Origin of the sequence: Achromobacter animicus, assembly GCF_902859585.1 — a bacterium.
Classification (GTDB): domain Bacteria; phylum Pseudomonadota; class Gammaproteobacteria; order Burkholderiales; family Burkholderiaceae_B; genus Achromobacter; species Achromobacter animicus.
Window position 1 is genome coordinate 378,871 of record NZ_CADIJM010000001.1, and the last position, 16,417, is coordinate 395,287.

The window sequence follows — 16,417 nt, forward strand, 5'->3', positions numbered from 1 at the left end:
TCCTCAGGGGTTCTGGCGGTCACCGCGCCGGCCGTTGTATCTGGACCCGCGCGTGTGCCGCGTTGTTATGTCAGCGTGGCGATACGTTTGGCGGCCAGAGGCCATACCTCCGGATTCACAAGTTGCGGCGGCCGCTCGCCGCGCAGCATCGCGGCAAGCTGCGTCGCCGATGAGCGGGCGACGCTGCGGCGCGCCTCGTGCGTGACGCCCGCGGTGTGGAAGGTGGCGACCACGTTGTCCAGGGCCAGCAGCGGGGCCGAGCGTTCGGGCGGCTCCTGTTCCCAGACGTCGAGCCCCGCGCCTCGCAGATGCCCATTACGCAGCGCGTCATGCAATGCGTCCTCGTCGTGGATGCCTCCGCGCGCCGTCGAAACGAACACCGCGCCGGGCTTCATCGCTGCAAAGGCCTTCGCGCCGATCAGTCCTCGCGTGGATGCGTCCAGCGGGCAATGCAGCGACACGATGTCCGATTGCGCCAGCAACTCGTCCAGCCCGACCGGTTCAGCGCCGCGGCTGCGGATGGTGGCGGCTTCCAGCAACGGATCGTGGGCGATGACGCGCAGGCCGAAGCCTTGCGCGATACGGGCGACGCAGGTGCCGATCTTGCCGATGCCCACCAGACCGATGACGCTGCCGTGGATTTCATGGCCCATCAAATCTTCGCGGGAAAAGCCCGTGTCCCGGCGCAGGCGGTTGTGCGATTCGACAATTCGCCGTTGCACGGCCAGCAGCAGCGCATACGTGTGTTCGGCCACGGATTCCGCGTTGCCGCCGGCCTGATTCACGACCGCGATGCCGGCCGCGGTGCAGGCCGCCACGTCGATGGTGTCGTAACCCGCGCCGCCCGACGACACGCACACGAGGTCAGGGCATTGCGCGATCAACTCGGCGTTGACGAACCACTGGCGCGGCAGCTCATCCTTGGCCGCGGACACATGGTAGGCGTGTGCGGTCTTCAGGCCGGCCAGCGTGCGGGCGTCGTCGCCGGTCGCAGGAAGCACCGACAACGTGATCCCGGGCGTGGCGCCGATGATCTCGTCGAACACCGGATTGAGCCAGAGATCCAGCCTGCAAAGGCGTGCCGAGTGGCGGGGCGTAGCGGTCGTCACAGCACGCCTCGCGACTTGAGGGCCGCGTCGACCCAGCTGCGATCCAGCGTGCCGCTATCGATGTCCTTCAGGACTTGCGCCTCGGCTTGGGCGATGGCGCGAACGCGTTCTGCAATGGCCGGGGCCTCGTCAGGCCGGATGGCCAGCAATCCGTCGGCGTCACCCACCAGCAGGTCGCCGGGCATCACGACCATGCCATCTACGGTGACGGGCACGTTGATGGCGCCAGGGCCGTCCTTGTAAGGACCCCGATGCGCGACGCCGCGGGCATAGACGGGAAAATCGCCCTCGCCGATGGTTTCGCTGTCGCGGATGGCGCCGTCAATCACAAAGCCGCCCAAGCCGCGCTTGGCAGCCCAGCCCACCATGATTTCGCCGATGATGGCGTTGCTCATGTCGCCGCCCGCGTCAACCACGATGACGTCGCCGGGCTGCGCGGTATCAATGGCCTTGTGCACCATCAGGTTGTCGCCAGGCCGGGTGCGCACCGTGAAGGCGCGGCCCAGGATCCGGCGCGTCCGGTGAATGGGTCGCAGGGACGACGTGCCCGTGCCGCGGCTCATCGCATCGCTGATGTTTGCCACCGCCAGGTCTTGGTAAGCCGCGAGCGTCTCGCGACTGGGACCGGGCGGGCAGTCGTGCAGGGTGAATCCAAAATCCGGCATGTCGCCTCGTCTCCAGAGTGATTGTTTGAGGCGACTCTACGCCCGCATATTCCGGAGATAAAGCGAATAATTTGACTGCGTAAACAACGCTTTTTGGAAACGGTGGCAAGCGGGGTCAGCGTTCTGCGCGGTCAGATCATGCCGGTGGGCGCGTGGAAATCCAGGCACGCCTCGGCTTGCGCGCGCAGGGTTTCAAGCATCGGCCGGGTATCGTCACGGCGCCATTGGAAGGTGTAGGTGAGGGGGCGCAACGGCGGAAATGCAGGCAAGGGTTGCAAATGGCCCCTTTCGATCAGAATGCCGGCCCACGCTGATGGCAGGAAGCCCACGCCCAGGCCTTGCTGCAACATGGCTGCAATGCCGCCCCAGCCATTGCAACACTGGTTGCGGCCGGGCGATACGCGCTGCTCGGTGAGCCAGTCGTCGAGAATGCGGATGGCGCCCGAGCTTTGCGGGAGCGTGATAAGCGTCAGGCCTGGCAGGTCGGCCGGGGTGACCGCGGCGGGGTTCGTGACGGCGCTTGGCGCAGCGACCCATTCGAATTGCGCGCTGCCGATAACGCGGGACGCGATGGCGGGGCGGGACGAAGGGCCCGCGATCACGGCGAAGTCCAGTTCGCCTTCCTCCAGACCGCGCTCGACCAATTCGCCGACGCCCACGAATGGCTCGACGAGCAGGTTGGGGTGGGCCTGCTGGATGACTTCGATCAGCTTGGCCATCCACGTCAGCGAGGTCAATTCGCCCGCGCCAAACCGGCAGCGGCCCGAGTAGCTGAGGTTGTTGCTGGCCTGCTGCATGAACTGGTCGGCGTTGCGCAGCAGATCCTTGGCGTGCGGCACCAGTTGTTCGCCCAGCGCTGTCAACGTCGCGCTGCGCGCGCTGCGGCTGAAGAGCTCAGCGCCGATCGATGATTCCAGTTCGCCAATGCGCTTGGACAATGACGAAACCGAAATATTCAGGCGATTCGCGGCGATCGCAAAATTCTTGCACGTGGCGGCCCAGTAGAAGGCCTCGAGTTGCTTTAGCGTCATGGGGGGCGGTAGGCTGGACGACATCGAGAGTGAACAAAAGTGTATGAAAGGCGCTCGATAAAGTCACTTTATTCAAACGGCGCGCGCGCCTATAGTCCCCGGCGATATCGAAAAAACAATAGACGGCCACTCGCAGCAGTGGCCGCCGGAGGAGCCAGACATGTCCGATCCCCTGCGCCGCATGCTCAGCCTGCACGACTTCGAACCCGCAGCCAAAGCGCTGCTGCCCGCACCCATCTACGCTTATGTGTCGGGCGCTGTCGAAGACGGCCAATCGGAACGCGCCAATCGCGAGGCGTTTGCGGAATTTGCTTTCCGGCCGAAGGTGCTGGTGGACGTGTCCGCGCGCAGCACACGGTGCACGGTGCTCGGCCGCGACTATGCGGCGCCCGTGGGCGTTGCCCCGATGGGCATCTCCGCGATCTCCAGCTATCGCGGCGACGTCGTCCTGGCGCGCGCGGCAGCCGAGGCCGGCGTGCCCTGCATCATGAGCGGCTCGTCGCTCATCCGCCTGGAGACCGTGATGGAAGCGGCGCCGGACACCTGGTTTCAGGCATACCTTCCCGGCGACGAAGCGCAGATCGCCGCGCTGATCGACCGCGTGGCTGCCGCCGGCGTCAACACGCTGGTGCTGACGGTAGATACGCCCGTCGCCGCCAACCGCGAGAACAATGTGCGGGCCGGCTTCTCCACGCCGCTACGGCCCAGTCTTGGCCTCGCCTGGCAGGGCGTGACGCATCCGCGATGGCTGTTCGGCACGTTTCTGCGAACGCTTGCGCGCCACGGCATGCCGCACTTCGAGAACAACTACGCCACACGCGGCGCGCCCATCATGTCGTCCAGCGTCCTGCGGGACTTCTCCGACCGAGGCCACCTGAACTGGCAGCATGTATCGGCCATCCGCCGTCGCTGGAATGGGCTCATGGTGCTGAAGGGGATTCTCCATCCGGACGACGCGCGCGCCGCCCGCGCGATGGGCATGGACGCGATCATCGTCTCCAACCACGGCGGGCGACAACTGGACGGCAGTGTGTCGCCCCTGCACGCCTTGCCCGCCATCATGGATGCCGTGGGTTCCATGGAAGTGATGCTGGACAGCGGCGTGCGTCGAGGCACGGACGTGCTGAAGGCGATGGCCCTGGGCGCGCGCTGCGTGTTCGTCGGCCGTCCGTTCAACTATGCCGCGACAGTGGCCGGCCAACGCGGCGTGGCGCACGCGATCGCACTTATCAACGAAGAAGTGCGGCGCAATATGGGGCTGTTGGGGGTGGTTGATTTGAAGGAGTTGGGCGTGGAGTTTCTGCAGCGCGCGGGGGCTGATGTGTCGCGCGGGCGCTGATATGTGGCGCGGGCGCTGATGTGTTGCGCAAGCGCTGATGTGTCGCGTGGGCGCTGATATGTCGCCCATGCGTTGATATGTGCGCGAGATCGCCAACAGGTAAATCGCCTGGCGTTGCCTGTTCCGAAATGGGTTTGGCGTACCGCAGCGCGTCCAGCCGATTCGGACACCTGGTCAATAGGATTAGGTGGAAGGTGACGTGGGGGGCATTGGGCGGCAATCCTGCTGCGGATAGTGCATTTGACCTAGAATGCCCGCATCACTTTCATGTGCGGCGCCGCCGCCGATGCCGTTTTGCTGCCTCCTACGAAAACAGTTCCACCGGATCCCCGCCTTGCGCGGATATGCACGACCGTCGCGCTAGGGCTGTCGCTATTCATGACGCTGCCGATAGTGGCCCACGCGCAGGCGAGGCCAGCAACGGTCACTGATTCCTCCCCGAACAGGTTGGCGCCGCTAGGCGGCGACTTTGAATTGGTAGGCGAGCCGGGTTCGACCCTCCACCGGCTCACATTCCGCGGCAAGCCATACCGGCCTCTGAACGCGTACAAGTTCGCGCACGTCAGGGCGCTGGGTCCAACCCAGGGCGGCCAGCCGATCCTCCTGGCGGTCTCGAACGATTTCATAGGCGTGGGCACCATCCTGATCGCAGTGCAGAACGACACGCCGCTCGCGCGAGTGCTGAGTCCCTCTGTCGATTCGCGCGACCCGGACATGGGTCTGGCGCAGCCCGGACGTCAGGACGTGCTGCTGTTCACCGCCGGTTCGCGGGCGCTCGTGACGTCGACGGGAAAGGTGCTGTGGTTTGAACATCTGCAACCCAAGGAGCGCCTGCAGTCGACCCCGCTATTGGTGTCGGTGTCGCCAGACAATCGCCACGGCGCCGTGCTGCTAGACAACGAGATCCGCCTTAGCGTGGCGGACGAAGGTCCGTACGCCAGGGTCGCATTCACCAAGGCAATGCAGCGCGATGCTTTCAAATCGGCGTGGGACCAAAGCGCCGCACGTGCGCGCAAGGCGCTCGACGAAGGCAAGCATATCGACCAGCGGCGGCTCTACGACAACCTGAAGGCGGAATGGATCAACCGGAATTTTCGATGGCAAGAAGGGAAGGGCGGCTGGCAATTTGTTGGGCAGGGGTTGAAGCCAGCGCCGTTGCCGGTTCAACCGCGAAAGGAGCAATGAGATGACGCCGATTTCCGCGGTAAGTGGGTTGCGGTGGCTGGCGCTCGTGTGCACGGCGGCACTTGCCGGCTGCGCAAGCAACGCCGACGTGTATGAAAAACATGTCCGCACCGAAGACGCCACTTCGGCGGACGTCGTGATGACGCTGGATGTGGTGTTCGCACGGGCACCGGACCACGAGCCTCGGACGCTGGAGTACGGGTCGACGGTGAAGCGCGTGGAATATTCCGGCTATCCCAGTATCGAGGTTCCGTTCTATCAGAAGGGCGTCGGTTTCGACTTGGGCGTGGTAGGGGACCCGCGGACGTTGCTGGCCTTGCCGTATCCATCGCCTACGACGCGGACCACGTCCGCGCAATTGAAGATCTTTGGTGAGCGCCTGGATGCTACGCATTACCGGTTCGTGGTTTTGCCTAGGGCAGGGTGGAGCAGTATGAACAGCTTCCAGGTGTCGTTCGCGGTCAACGGGCGGCGCGAGGCGATGACGTTTGTTTATAGCGCGAAGAAAGTTTGCGAGAGCCAGTTTGATGTGACTACGCCGACTTATGGGTTTGGTATGTCGGTTGCGGCCAAGTTTCCAGGGGGAAAGGCGGGATGCTTGAAGGCATGTGACGCACGACCTGGGTTTCCGGGGCAGTGCGCCTTTCTTTCCGGCATTGAGTAAGGCTGGAACAGGCAGACTAGCCTGTTCGCTTTCCATACGCCCGTCGCCTAAAACGGGCCGTGCTTGCAGCAAGCTTATACTCACCTGACTTGCACGTCGCTCGCGATTCTCCTGGCCGTCAGGGTCACGGTCAAGAACTCCTCACGCTTATCGGCCGGAACGCGGTCCATTCTGTCACGCCCAAAGTCGGTGTGTTTCCCCTGCTCGAAACGGGGGTAATACCCCTTCCAAAAATAGCGTGCCTGTGTGCCCCCAGCGAACACCTTTTGAGCCGGCAATCCGGCCACGAAGCGCGTGTCAGCAGCTTCCTGCCGCGCGCGCAATGCGACACGTGCTTCGGCCAATTTCCAATGACATACCCCCCTTCCGTAATAGTCTTCGTCAAGCAGCATGTCGGCATATACGATGCCCACGTATTCCGTGGCCGATATGCGGGCCAGGCGGAATGGTTCGTGGCTGGATATCGTCGGCACGTGACCAGATACGGCGTTCGATGCAGCGCAGCGGGGGGCATCGCTGACGTCGAACTGTGCGGTACCGTCTCCCACGGTAAACGCCGATTTGCCGTCGGCTGCACTCGCGAGGTCCGATGCATTGTCAAGGATCAGCCGTACTTCATACGCGTGCGCAGGAGCGGGGTTCAGCTTGCGCAGCGCTGGCTTGGGCGCCGTGGAGTTAGCGCCAACCTCGGCCTGAGTATCGGCATAGCTCGTCTCGCAATGCGCAGCGGCAAGCAGCGTCAAGGCGGGTAATACGAGGCGCAAGGCCGGCGCCGAGAGAAATCGAAAAGCGTGCGGCAAGGCGACGTTTCCTTTCTAGTTATCGATATTGAAGGCCTATTCAACGACCAGCGAACGAATCATCCGCGATCGCTGCGCCGAAGGCGGGATTATCGCATCGCTGATATGAAGGCGTAGCTGTCTTTAGCTTGTACGGCAATCCTCCTTGCCGAAGTCTGGCGCTCTTGGCGACATTGATGCGTGGATGAGCCTGCATGACTTCCAATCGCCCGCTCGAAATCGGGTACGCTCCGATGCTGGAAAATTCGGGACAACACGATATGTGGCGCAAGTTAGGCAAGATGTCTCTGCTGGTGGGTTGGGCGCTTTGGTTGGCTGCCATGGCGTGGTTCGCGGTGGGCATGCTGCGGTATGTACCATCCGCGGATGCGACGCTGACGCCGATTGTCCTTACGCCAGGGCAGACGGGGCACGCCGAGGTCTACCGTATCCGCGAGGCGCCATGATGGATGGAGGCGCGTTTCGGCGGACCGATGGGCAGACAGCGGCCCGAATTGGGAGAATCTAAGACGCGTGTGGGCGCGCCTAATGCGGCGCCGGGCTTCGCCGACCCTGGAGAGCCGGTGCGGATTCGTGTACGAGATGGTAGGGAACTAGACGTAGTGATGGTCGCGGCTGCGCGCAGCAGCGCCAGCTCGACGCATTTCTATCGCAAGCTCTGGCCTGAAAGTCATATAGATGGCGTGCTGCCCGAGACCGTGCCGTCCTTTCCAAAGCTGGCGAAGGGGACTTCGTCGCTTACCTTCACGGTGCAAGAAATCGGGCCGACGCTTTTGGGCGAGCAGATCGAACTGGAAATCAGCACACCCATCGGCCTCAAGCGTACCGCGCCCGGCTGGGACGACGTCTCCACCTTCATTTTTTGGCCTTTCATCGCTGCGATCCTGGGCGTTTGGGCACTAGTGTGGGCGGGGCTAACCTGGTGGTATCGTTGCCGGCTCCGCCGGTCGCGCCCCTTGCATTGACCCAAAGGTCGTCCATATTCACCATCGTCGAAGACCAACCATTCCACGGGACCGCTGGTGCGTCTTGGGAGCGGCGGCAGTCATTCCCGTATCGTCGTGGGCGGTGACAGCGGGAGTTGATTAGCAGCCGCGGCGGATAGGGTTTGTAGCCTACTCCGTAAGCCTCCGATGCTTTAATAATGTTCCTCACTCCATGCTGCAATTACCGCTGCGTATTGGTACTTATGCTTGGTATATAAATGACCGGTCCTGGCTGGTTGCAGAACTTGGTGGCCCGTCCGCCTTCGACCCAAAGTGGTCTCTCGTCTCTACATTTCGAAGATTCCGATGGCGGTTAGCAAAGAAAGCGTTGGATCACAGCCATTGCAACGCGCCACCATGCGGATCCGTCCAGGCCGACGCATGGCCATTGGTACATAACAGGAACATCCCGGACGGTTGCGGCGTGGCTGCGGGCAAGAACTGCGGAAATACCAATGGACTTTCATTGCTGATCCAGACGCAACGCGAGGCCAACATGCTGCGTGCAAATTCATTGCGCAGTGCCTGGTCCATAACGTAGTTCAGAACAGCGGAGTGATACACAACCACGGTCGCTTCCGCCGGAGCCTTTTCGATTAAGGAAGCAAGATCCCGCAGCAGATCGCCCCGGACGATCTGAGGCGGCTCGCGTCCGCAGATCCGCAGCGCCGACTGAAGGCGTGCGAGTCGATTGCCATCCTCGGGCCACACCAGGTCTTCAAGCCACTTCCTATCTTCGTCGCAATGAACGTCGATTGGGCTCAAATCCAGTCCAGCCCTCCACATGATTTCAGGATAGGTGTGGGGGAGCGGACCCGCGCCGGTGACCTCACAAGGGAATACCGGATAGTCCGAATCGTCTCGACACGGAACCAGGCGTTGGGAACCCCAGTCGTAGCCGTATTTGTCCATCAGCAGGCACAGCCCTGCGGAGGCCCCCACCTCGATGAGCGCTATCTTGCCCGCGATCAAAGCGAGAGCAGGCAGCAATACCGCACAGCGCCCTGGTTCGTTGGTCTGCGTGGAACGCGCCAACATGAGGGCCCGGATGGCGTCGCCATGTTGCGCCAAGCCTGCATCGAATTCCGCCGTCGAGGTAGGCGCACCTACGGTATGCCGGAACGCTGCAAACAGCAGGTTTGGTTGCTGCTTATCTGCAGGCAGACCCTGTAAAAACGCCAGTGCGTCAAACGAATTCGCGACATGCAATGCCCATTTTTCATACAACGGCGAGCGACCCGCCGCCTCGATCTTTGCAAACCTCAAGTAGCGGTCAGCAATCGGATCCATTCCATCCCCCCTTACGCAGATGAGTCCCGGCTGAGTAGCACCGCTCGCGGAAGTCAGCCATGCTACTAAGCACCTAGCTGCTGGAATTGACGTTGCATTATGACCGCTCCTGGCCGATGGAGGTCGTTGCCAATATCACGCCTGAGTTCCTTCATGACGTATCCGGGGTATTGGGGGCGCCTGCAAGCCGCGGAAAGTCATGAGACGCCGCAGAGTCATACGCCGCTGGTCGTGCCACCTCTAAGGCCAATCCGTCGCCATTTAGACTGTCCAAGGCCAGCGATACGGTCCGGCCGTCCTCGAGGCTCATGACCGCCATTCCCGCCCCCGCCAGCAAATCCCCCCAACAACGCTAAAATACCGCCTCGCGGCATACCGCCCGCTTTCCCGGCTTTCTTCAATCCTGCGCCTCGCGCCCTCACAACGATGAAAAAACTGACTGCTGTACTTCTTGTGTCCGCCACCGCTCTGCTCACGGCTTGCGGTCCCAGCGACAACGCGCCTGCCGCTGGCGCCCAAGCGCCGGCCACGCCCAAGAAGGTCGTCGTTGGCCTGGACGACAACTTCCCCCCGATGGGATTCCGCGACGCCAGCAACCAGATCGTCGGCTTTGACATCGACATGGCCAAGGAAGCCAGCAAGCGTCTGGGCATCGAAGTGGAATTCAAGCCGATCGACTGGAGCGCCAAGGAAGCCGAATTGAACGGCAAGCGCGTCGACGTGCTGTGGAACGGTCTGACCATTACCGAAGAGCGCAAGAAGAACATCAGCTTCACCGCGCCGTACATGGCCAACCACCAGATCATCATCGTGGGCAACACGTCGCCGGTGAAGGTCAAGAATGATCTGGCTGGCAAGGTCATCGGCGCGCAGGACGGCAGCAGTGCCACCGACGCCATCGCCAAGGACCCGGTTGCCGCGCAGATCAAGGAAGTGAAGAAGTTCGGCGACAACGTCACCGCGTTGATGGACCTGGCTGCTGGCCGTCTGGACGCCATCGTGGTGGATGAGGTGGTTGGCCGTTACCTGATCAGCAAGCGTGCGGGCGAGTATCGCGTGCTGGAAGAGAACTTCGGTACGGAAGACTACGGCGTTGGCGTGCGTAAGGACGACAACGAGTTGCTGGCCAAGCTGGATAAGACGCTGGATTCGATGAAGCAGGACGGCACCGCCGGCCGCATCGCCACCCAGTGGTTCGGCGCCAACATCATCAAGTAAGCGGGAAGGCGCCTGTGGCCTAGCCGGCCGCGGCGCCTTTGCCGTTGCAGTTCGCAGCCCGCCGCAGTGCCGCAAGGCCAGGCGGGCTTGCCCATGATTCTCTCTTGCCCTCGCGGCGCGAACCCACTGCATGGACTACGTACTCTCCCTTCTGGGGCCCTTGGCGGAAGGCGCGAAAGTGACCTTGACGCTATTTTTCATCACGCTGGCGCTGGCCGTGCCGCTGGGGCTGGTGCTGGCCCTGGCGCGTATCTCTAAGTGGCCGCTGCTGAGCCGGGCGGTCAATGGCTATATCTGGCTGATGCGCGGCACGCCGTTGATGCTCCAGATGCTGTTCATCTACTTCGCGCTGCCGTTCGTGCCGGTGATCGGCATCCGGCTGCCAGATTTTCCGGCGGCGGTGGTGGCGTTTGCGCTGAACTATGCGGCGTATTTTGCCGAGATCTTCCGCGCCGGTATCCAGTCGGTGGATCGGGGGCAGTACGAGGGCAGCAAGGTGCTGGGCATGACGTACCTGCAGACGCTGCGCCGCATCGTGCTGCCGCAGATGGTGCAGCGCGTGCTGCCGCCGATGAGCAACGAGACCATTACGCTGGTCAAGGACACTTCGCTGATTTACGTGCTGGCGCTGAACGACATCCTGCGCACCGCGCGGGGCATCGTGCAGCGCGATTTCACGACCACGCCGTTCCTCGTCGCCGCTGCCTTCTATCTGTTGATGACGCTGCTCCTGACGTGGTTCTTCCAGCACATGGAAAAGCGCTATGCAAAATATGACCAATAATTCCCCGGCCGGGCTTAGTCAGCGTCCGGTCATGATCGAAGCCCGCAATATCGTCAAATCGTTCGGTTCGAACCGCGTGCTCGACAACGTGTCGCTGAACCTGGAGCAGGGCGAGGTCGTGGCGGTGATCGGCCCGTCGGGGTCGGGCAAGAGCACGTTTTTGCGCTGCTTGAATCATCTCGAGACGATCGACGAAGGCAGCATCCAGATCGAAGGCGAAACAATGGCTGCCTCCGTACCGGGCGGCCGCAGCCAGTACGCCAGCGACGGCGACGTGCGGCGCATCTGCCGCAAGATGGGCATGGTGTTTCAGTCGTTCAATCTGTTCCCGCACATGACGGTGCTGCAGAACATCATCGAAGCGCCCATTACCGTGAAGGGTATGTCGCGCGCGGAGATCGTGCCGAAGGCGGAAGAGCTGCTGCGCAAGGTGGGTCTGTCGAACAAGCGCGACAACTATCCGACGCGCCTGTCCGGCGGTCAGAAGCAGCGCGTGGCGATCGCGCGCGCGCTGGCGATGGAGCCGGACATCATGCTGTTTGACGAGCCGACGTCGGCGCTGGACCCGGAGCTGACCGGCGAAGTGCTGCGCACCATGAAGCAGCTGGCTGACGAGCGCATGACGATGTTGGTCGTGACGCACGAAATGGGGTTTGCGCGTGAAGTGGCGCACCGGGTCATTTTCATGGACGATGGCCGCATCGTCGAGGAAGCGCCGTCCGCCGAGTTCTTTGCCGCGCCTCAGCATGCACGCAGCCGTGAGTTCCTGGCGCATATGCTCTGATCCGAGCCGCCGCCGCATACCGTGAAGCCCGCCTTGCCGCGGGCTTTTCTATATGATGCCTACCCATGCAATCCGCGCCGATTCCCTCGCAAGTTGTTTCTGACGCGCCGCCGTTGCTCAGGCTTCGAGGCCTGTACAGCGAGCGCCTGGCGCCAGTTAGCCTGGATCTGGCGGCGGGCGAGTGCGCGGCTGTGGTCGGCGCGTCGGGATCGGGCAAGTCGCTGCTGTTGCGGCAGATTGCGGATCTGGACCCCGGGCATGGTGAAGCGGAACTGGACGGGCGTCGCCGGTCGGCCATGCGGGGTTTCGAGTGGCGGCGTCTGGTGATGTATTGCCAGGCCGAGGCCGGATGGTGGGATGACCATGTGTCCGCGCACTTCGCTGACCGCGCTGGTGCTACCGCCATCATGGGGCGTCTGGGCTTGGTTGAGTCCAAGTTGGACGCGTTGGTCCATGAGCTGTCCACGGGCGAGCGCCAGCGGATGGGTTTGGTGCGCGCGCTGATGCAGAACCCGCGCGTCCTGCTGCTGGATGAGCCGACCGCCGCGCTGGATCAGGAGGCGACAGCGTTAGTCGAGGCGGAACTGTCACGCGTCCTGGCGGCCGGGGCAGGCATTTTGCTCGTCACGCACAGCGCCGAGCAGGCCGAACGGCTGGCGCGCCGGCGTTGGCGGATGGCGCAAGGTCACATGGAGCCGCTATGGACGTGATCAAGCTGCAGGCGCTGGATTTGGTGATCGCGTCGCTGCTGGTGCTGCTGAGTGCCGGCATTTCCTTCGCGCTGCGGTTGAACCTGCAACGGCAGGTGTTGTGGGCGGCGGTACGCACGGTGGTGCAACTGCTGCTGGTCGGTCAGATCCTGCGCATTGTGTTCGCCCATGCCGCGCCGTGGCTGACGGCGCTGGTGGTGGCGGTGATGATGGCGCTGGCTGCGCGCGAGGTAGCGGCGCGGCCCAAGGTGCGTTTGACCGGGCATGGCAATGGCTGGGTCGGCACGTTGGCGGTGGTCAGCACCACGCTCGTCACGGCGCTTTTCATTCTGAATACCGCCCTGCGTCCGGACCCTTGGTTTGATCCGCGCTACACGATTGCGTTGGTTGGCATCGTGCTGGGCAGCGTCTTGAATGCGGCCAGTCTGGCATTGGACGGAATGCTGTCGGGCGTGCGCCGCGAAAGGCTGGGCATCGAAGCGCGCCTGGCGCTGGGCGCGACCGTGCACCAGGCGTTTTCGTCGTTGCTGCGCGAATCGGTGCGGCGCGGCATCGTGCCCAGCATCAACCAGATGTCGGCGGCCGGGATCATCACCTTGCCGGGCATCATGACCGGGCAGATCATTGCGGGCATGGATCCAGTGGACGCGGCCAAGTATCAGATCTTGTTGATGTTTCTGCTGTGCGGCGCGAGCGGCATGGCGGCGATGGGAGCGGCTTATGGTGCGATGCGCCGATTGACGGACGAGCGGGGGAGATTGCGGTTGGACAGGCTGATGCCGGGAGTTGCTGCGAAGCGATAGCAGGGCGTCAGAGGATGGCTTGCAGGCCTTTGTCCGCCAGGATGTTCAGCAGTTTAAGGGCCGGCCCTGTCGGGCGGGTGTCGCCTTGCTCCCACTTTCGGACGGTCGAAGCGCTGGTATGCAGATGCAGGGCGAATACGGGCTGGCTGAACCGTAAATCTTCGCGAAGCCGCTTGATGTCGCCAGGACTAAAACTTCGGACAGGTGCGGGGCAGATGGCGTCAAAGTCTCGCATTGTGACTTTGTCTATCGACCCGGCCCGGTAAAGCGCGGCGAGATCGTCGCGCAAAGATTCAATGAGTTTGGTCACAGTTCACCTCAAGTAACACGCCTGCCTGTAGTGCGCTCAAAAGGGCGGATTCCGTCAAGGCAAGAAAGACCTTGCCGGCGAATTGCAGGGCCTTGTACCCGTAACGGGCATGTTTATGCCGTGTATTTTTTACGCAGGCATTCGCTAAAGCATACGTTTGAAAGAGGCGAAAGAGGCTATCCAGTGGGCCGTAAGTCAGTCGTATTTTGGATAACGGCAGAATGGTGGTGCTAGGTGTCAGACACCCATCCGAGGACGCAGGCATCCAGAGAGCGCCGCAAAAAAAAACCGGCAGCCCCAACGGGACTGCCGGTTTTTCACATGCCCGCCAGCCGGCTAACGCCAGCCAGCAAGGGCAGAAGGCTTAGCCGATCGAGGCCAGCACCTTGTTCAGCGTGGCGCTGGGGCGCATGGCCTGGCTGGCCTTGGCTTCGTTCGGCTGGTAGTAGCCGCCGATGTCCACGGGCTTGCCTTGGGCTGCCTTGAGTTCGTCCAGGATCTTGTTCTCGCCTTCGGAGAACGCAATCGCGGCCGGGGCGAACTGGGCGGCCAGGGCGCGGTCTTCGGTCTGGGCGGCCAGGGCTTGGGCCCAGTACATCGCCAGGTAGAAGTGGCTGCCGCGGTTATCCAGGCCGCCGACCTTGCGCTCGGGTGACTTGTTTTCGTCCAGGAACTTGGCCGTGGCTTGATCCAGCGTCTTGGCCAGGATCTGGGCGGTCGGGTTCTTGTACGTGCGGCCCAGGTGGTCGAGGGACTCGGCCAGCGCCATGAATTCGCCCAGCGAATCCCAGCGCAGGAAGCCTTCTTCCAGGAACTGTTGCACGTGCTTGGGGGCCGAACCGCCCGCGCCCGTTTCAAACAGGCCGCCGCCGGCGACCAGCGGCACGATCGACAGCATCTTGGCGCTGGTGCCCAGTTCCATGATGGGGAACAGGTCGGTCAGGTAGTCGCGCAGCACGTTGCCGGTGACCGAGATGGTGTCCAGGCCTTCGCGGATGCGCTTGACCGAGAACTTGGTGGCTTCGACGGGGTCGAGGATGCGCAGGTCCAGGCCGCTGGTGTCGTGGTCCTTGAGGTACTGCTTGACCTTGGCGATGACCTGGGCGTCGTGGGCGCGCTTTTCGTCCAGCCAGAAGACGGCGGGCGTCTTGGTGGCGCGGGCGCGGGTGACGGCCAGCTTGACCCAGTCCTGGATCGCGGCGTCCTTGGTCTGGCACATGCGCCAGAGGTCGCCGGCTTCGACGGCCTGTTCCAGCAGCACGGCGCCAGCGGCGTCGGTGACACGCACGGTGCCGGCAGCCGGGATGACGAAGGTCTTGTTGTGCGAACCGTATTCTTCAGCAGCCTGGGCCATCAGGCCGACGTTGGGCACGCTGCCCATCGTGACCGGATTGAAGGCGCCGTTGCGCTTGCAGTCGTCGATGACGGCCTGGTAGACGCCGGCGTAGCTGCGGTCGGGGATGACGGCCTTGGTGTCTTGCAGCTTGCCTTCGGCGTTCCACATCTTGCCGGAGTCGCGGATCATGGCAGGCATGGACGCGTCGACGATGACGTCGCTGGGCACGTGCAGGTTGGTGATGCCCTTGTCGGAATTCACCATTGCCAGTTGCGGCAGCGTCTTGTAGGCGGCGTCGATGTCGGCGGTGATCGCGGCCTGCTGGTCAGCGGGCAGCGACTGGATCTTGGCGTACAGGTCGCCAATGCCGTTGTTGGGGTCGAAACCGGCCTGCTTGAGGGCGTCGGCGTGCTTGGCCAGAACGTCCTTGTAGAACACGGAGACCACGTGGCCGAAGATGACGGGGTCGGAGACCTTCATCATGGTGGCCTTCAGGTGGACCGAGAACAGCACGCCGTTGGCGCGCGCGTCGTCGATCTGGGCCTGCAGGAAGGACTTGAGCTTGGCGGTCGACAGCACGGCGGCGTCGATGATCTCGCCGGGCTTGACCGGGGTCTTTTCCTTCAGGACGGTCTTGGTGCCGTCAGCGGCGGTCAGTTCGATCTTGACGTCGCCGGCATCGGCGATAAGGGCCGACTTTTCGGTGCCGTAGAAGTCGCCTTCGCTCATGTGGGCAACGTGCGACTTGGAGTCGGACGTCCAGGCGCCCATCTTGTGCGGGTGCTTGCGGGCGTAGTTCTTGACCGACAGCGGGGCGCGGCGGTCGGAGTTGCCTTCGCGCAGGACCGGGTTGACGGCGCTGCCCTTGACCTTGTCGTAGCGGGCCTTGACGTCGCGCTCGGTGTCGTTGGCGGGGGCGTCCGGGTAGTCCGGTAGCTTGTAGCCCTGGTCTTGCAGTTCCTTGATGGCCGCCTTCAGTTGGGGCATCGAGGCGCTGATGTTGGGCAGCTTGATGATGTTGGCTTCGGGCTTGACCGCGAGGGCGCCCAGCTCAGCCAGGGCGTCGGACAGCTTCTGGCTGTCATCGAGGTAATCCGGGAACAGGGCGATGATGCGGCCTGCCAGCGAAATGTCGCGGGTCTCGACCGTGATGCCTGCGGGTTTGGCGAATGCCTGGACGATGGGCAGCAGCGAACGGGTTGCCAGTGCCGGAGCTTCGTCGGTGAGGGTATAGATAATCTTCGGAGTAAGAGACATGATCCTTGAATCTGTTCGGCTCAGGCGATTAACGCGCAAACCCGAACATGCTATGCGGCGTACGCCGGTAGATGTTGTCGAGAGTGGGTTCGTATGGCGGGACGCGCAGGCAAGCCGCCCCACCAACATGACTGCCGCCCGTCCTA

The 16,417-nt window shown here is 62.9% G+C and carries 17 protein-coding genes; 10 read left to right on the forward strand and 7 right to left on the reverse strand.

The window, feature by feature from the left end:
• Nucleotides 1-65: 65 nt before the first annotated feature.
• From HV681_RS01710 to HV681_RS01720, 3 genes are all read right to left on the reverse strand, one after another.
• Nucleotides 66-1,109, reverse strand: coding sequence for a hydroxyacid dehydrogenase (locus HV681_RS01710; RefSeq protein WP_175121418.1), 1,044 nt, complete (start codon nt 1,107-1,109; stop codon nt 66-68).
• Complete coding sequence (locus HV681_RS01715; RefSeq protein WP_175121419.1) at nt 1,106-1,774, reverse strand: RraA family protein; 669 nt, start codon at nt 1,772-1,774, stop codon at nt 1,106-1,108. Before HV681_RS01715 ends, HV681_RS01710 begins: the two co-directional genes overlap by 4 nt.
• Nucleotides 1,775-1,905: 131 nt before the next feature.
• The gene (locus HV681_RS01720) at nt 1,906-2,805 is read right to left on the reverse strand and encodes a LysR family transcriptional regulator (protein ID WP_175121420.1); all 900 of its coding nucleotides are present in this window, start codon (nt 2,803-2,805) and stop codon (nt 1,906-1,908) included.
• Nucleotides 2,806-2,965: 160 nt separating this feature from the next.
• Here HV681_RS01720 and HV681_RS01725 point away from each other — a divergent pair, with 160 nt between their 5' ends.
• The 3 genes from HV681_RS01725 to HV681_RS01735 all read left to right on the forward strand — a co-directional run bounded on the left by HV681_RS01725 (nt 2,966) and on the right by HV681_RS01735 (nt 5,993).
• Complete coding sequence (locus tag HV681_RS01725; RefSeq protein ID WP_175121421.1) at nt 2,966-4,144, forward strand: alpha-hydroxy acid oxidase; 1,179 nt, start codon at nt 2,966-2,968, stop codon at nt 4,142-4,144.
• A 378-nt stretch (nt 4,145-4,522) separates the two neighbouring features.
• Nucleotides 4,523-5,329 (forward strand): hypothetical protein, encoded by an 807-nt coding sequence (locus tag HV681_RS01730; protein ID WP_175121422.1) that lies wholly within the window; start codon nt 4,523-4,525, stop codon nt 5,327-5,329.
• 1 nt (nt 5,330) lies between these two features.
• Complete coding sequence (locus HV681_RS01735) at nt 5,331-5,993, forward strand: hypothetical protein (protein WP_175121423.1); 663 nt, start codon at nt 5,331-5,333, stop codon at nt 5,991-5,993.
• A gap of 80 nt (nt 5,994-6,073) precedes the next feature.
• Here HV681_RS01735 and HV681_RS01740 read toward each other — a convergent pair whose 3' ends face one another.
• A complete protein-coding gene (locus HV681_RS01740) occupies nt 6,074-6,793 on the reverse strand; it encodes a hypothetical protein (protein WP_175121424.1) in 720 nt (239 codons plus the stop codon).
• A 194-nt stretch (nt 6,794-6,987) separates the two neighbouring features.
• On the opposite strand from HV681_RS01740, the gene HV681_RS27770 reads away from it, so the two are divergent.
• Complete coding sequence (locus HV681_RS27770; RefSeq protein ID WP_254594862.1) at nt 6,988-7,239, forward strand: hypothetical protein; 252 nt, start codon at nt 6,988-6,990, stop codon at nt 7,237-7,239.
• A 3-nt stretch (nt 7,240-7,242) separates the two neighbouring features.
• The gene (locus HV681_RS01745) at nt 7,243-7,758 is read left to right on the forward strand and encodes a hypothetical protein (protein WP_254594863.1); all 516 of its coding nucleotides are present in this window, start codon (nt 7,243-7,245) and stop codon (nt 7,756-7,758) included.
• Between the two features lie 354 nt (nt 7,759-8,112).
• On the opposite strand, the gene HV681_RS01750 is transcribed toward HV681_RS01745, so the two are convergent.
• On the reverse strand, nt 8,113-9,069 hold the full coding sequence (locus tag HV681_RS01750; RefSeq protein WP_175121425.1) for a DUF2332 domain-containing protein: 957 nt from the start codon (nt 9,067-9,069) through the stop codon (nt 8,113-8,115).
• Nucleotides 9,070-9,495: 426 nt separating this feature from the next.
• Here HV681_RS01750 and HV681_RS01755 point away from each other — a divergent pair, with 426 nt between their 5' ends.
• The 5 genes from HV681_RS01755 to HV681_RS01775 all read left to right on the forward strand — a co-directional run bounded on the left by HV681_RS01755 (nt 9,496) and on the right by HV681_RS01775 (nt 13,368).
• Entirely contained in the window at nt 9,496-10,287 is a 792-nt protein-coding gene (locus HV681_RS01755; RefSeq protein WP_175121426.1) for an amino acid ABC transporter substrate-binding protein, read from the forward strand.
• A 130-nt stretch (nt 10,288-10,417) separates the two neighbouring features.
• On the forward strand, nt 10,418-11,071 hold the full coding sequence (locus HV681_RS01760; RefSeq protein ID WP_175121427.1) for an amino acid ABC transporter permease: 654 nt from the start codon (nt 10,418-10,420) through the stop codon (nt 11,069-11,071).
• A gap of 31 nt (nt 11,072-11,102) precedes the next feature.
• A complete protein-coding gene (locus HV681_RS01765) occupies nt 11,103-11,855 on the forward strand; it encodes an amino acid ABC transporter ATP-binding protein (protein WP_175121977.1) in 753 nt (250 codons plus the stop codon).
• Nucleotides 11,856-11,920: 65 nt separating this feature from the next.
• A complete protein-coding gene (locus tag HV681_RS01770) occupies nt 11,921-12,565 on the forward strand; it encodes an ABC transporter ATP-binding protein (RefSeq protein ID WP_175121428.1) in 645 nt (214 codons plus the stop codon).
• Nucleotides 12,556-13,368, forward strand: a complete 813-nt coding sequence (locus tag HV681_RS01775; protein WP_175121429.1) for an ABC transporter permease — start codon at nt 12,556-12,558, stop codon at nt 13,366-13,368. Before HV681_RS01770 ends, HV681_RS01775 begins: the two co-directional genes overlap by 10 nt.
• A gap of 7 nt (nt 13,369-13,375) precedes the next feature.
• Here the strand turns inward: HV681_RS01775 and HV681_RS01780 are convergent, their stop codons facing one another.
• Together HV681_RS01780 and HV681_RS01785 are read right to left on the reverse strand one after the other, a co-directional pair.
• Nucleotides 13,376-13,678 carry a helix-turn-helix domain-containing protein gene (locus HV681_RS01780; protein ID WP_175121430.1) on the reverse strand — a complete coding sequence of 101 codons (303 nt, stop codon included), beginning with the start codon at nt 13,676-13,678 and terminating at the stop codon, nt 13,376-13,378.
• A 364-nt stretch (nt 13,679-14,042) separates the two neighbouring features.
• Nucleotides 14,043-16,271 (reverse strand): NADP-dependent isocitrate dehydrogenase, encoded by a 2,229-nt coding sequence (locus HV681_RS01785; RefSeq protein WP_175121431.1) that lies wholly within the window; start codon nt 16,269-16,271, stop codon nt 14,043-14,045.
• Nucleotides 16,272-16,417 lie beyond the last annotated feature (146 nt).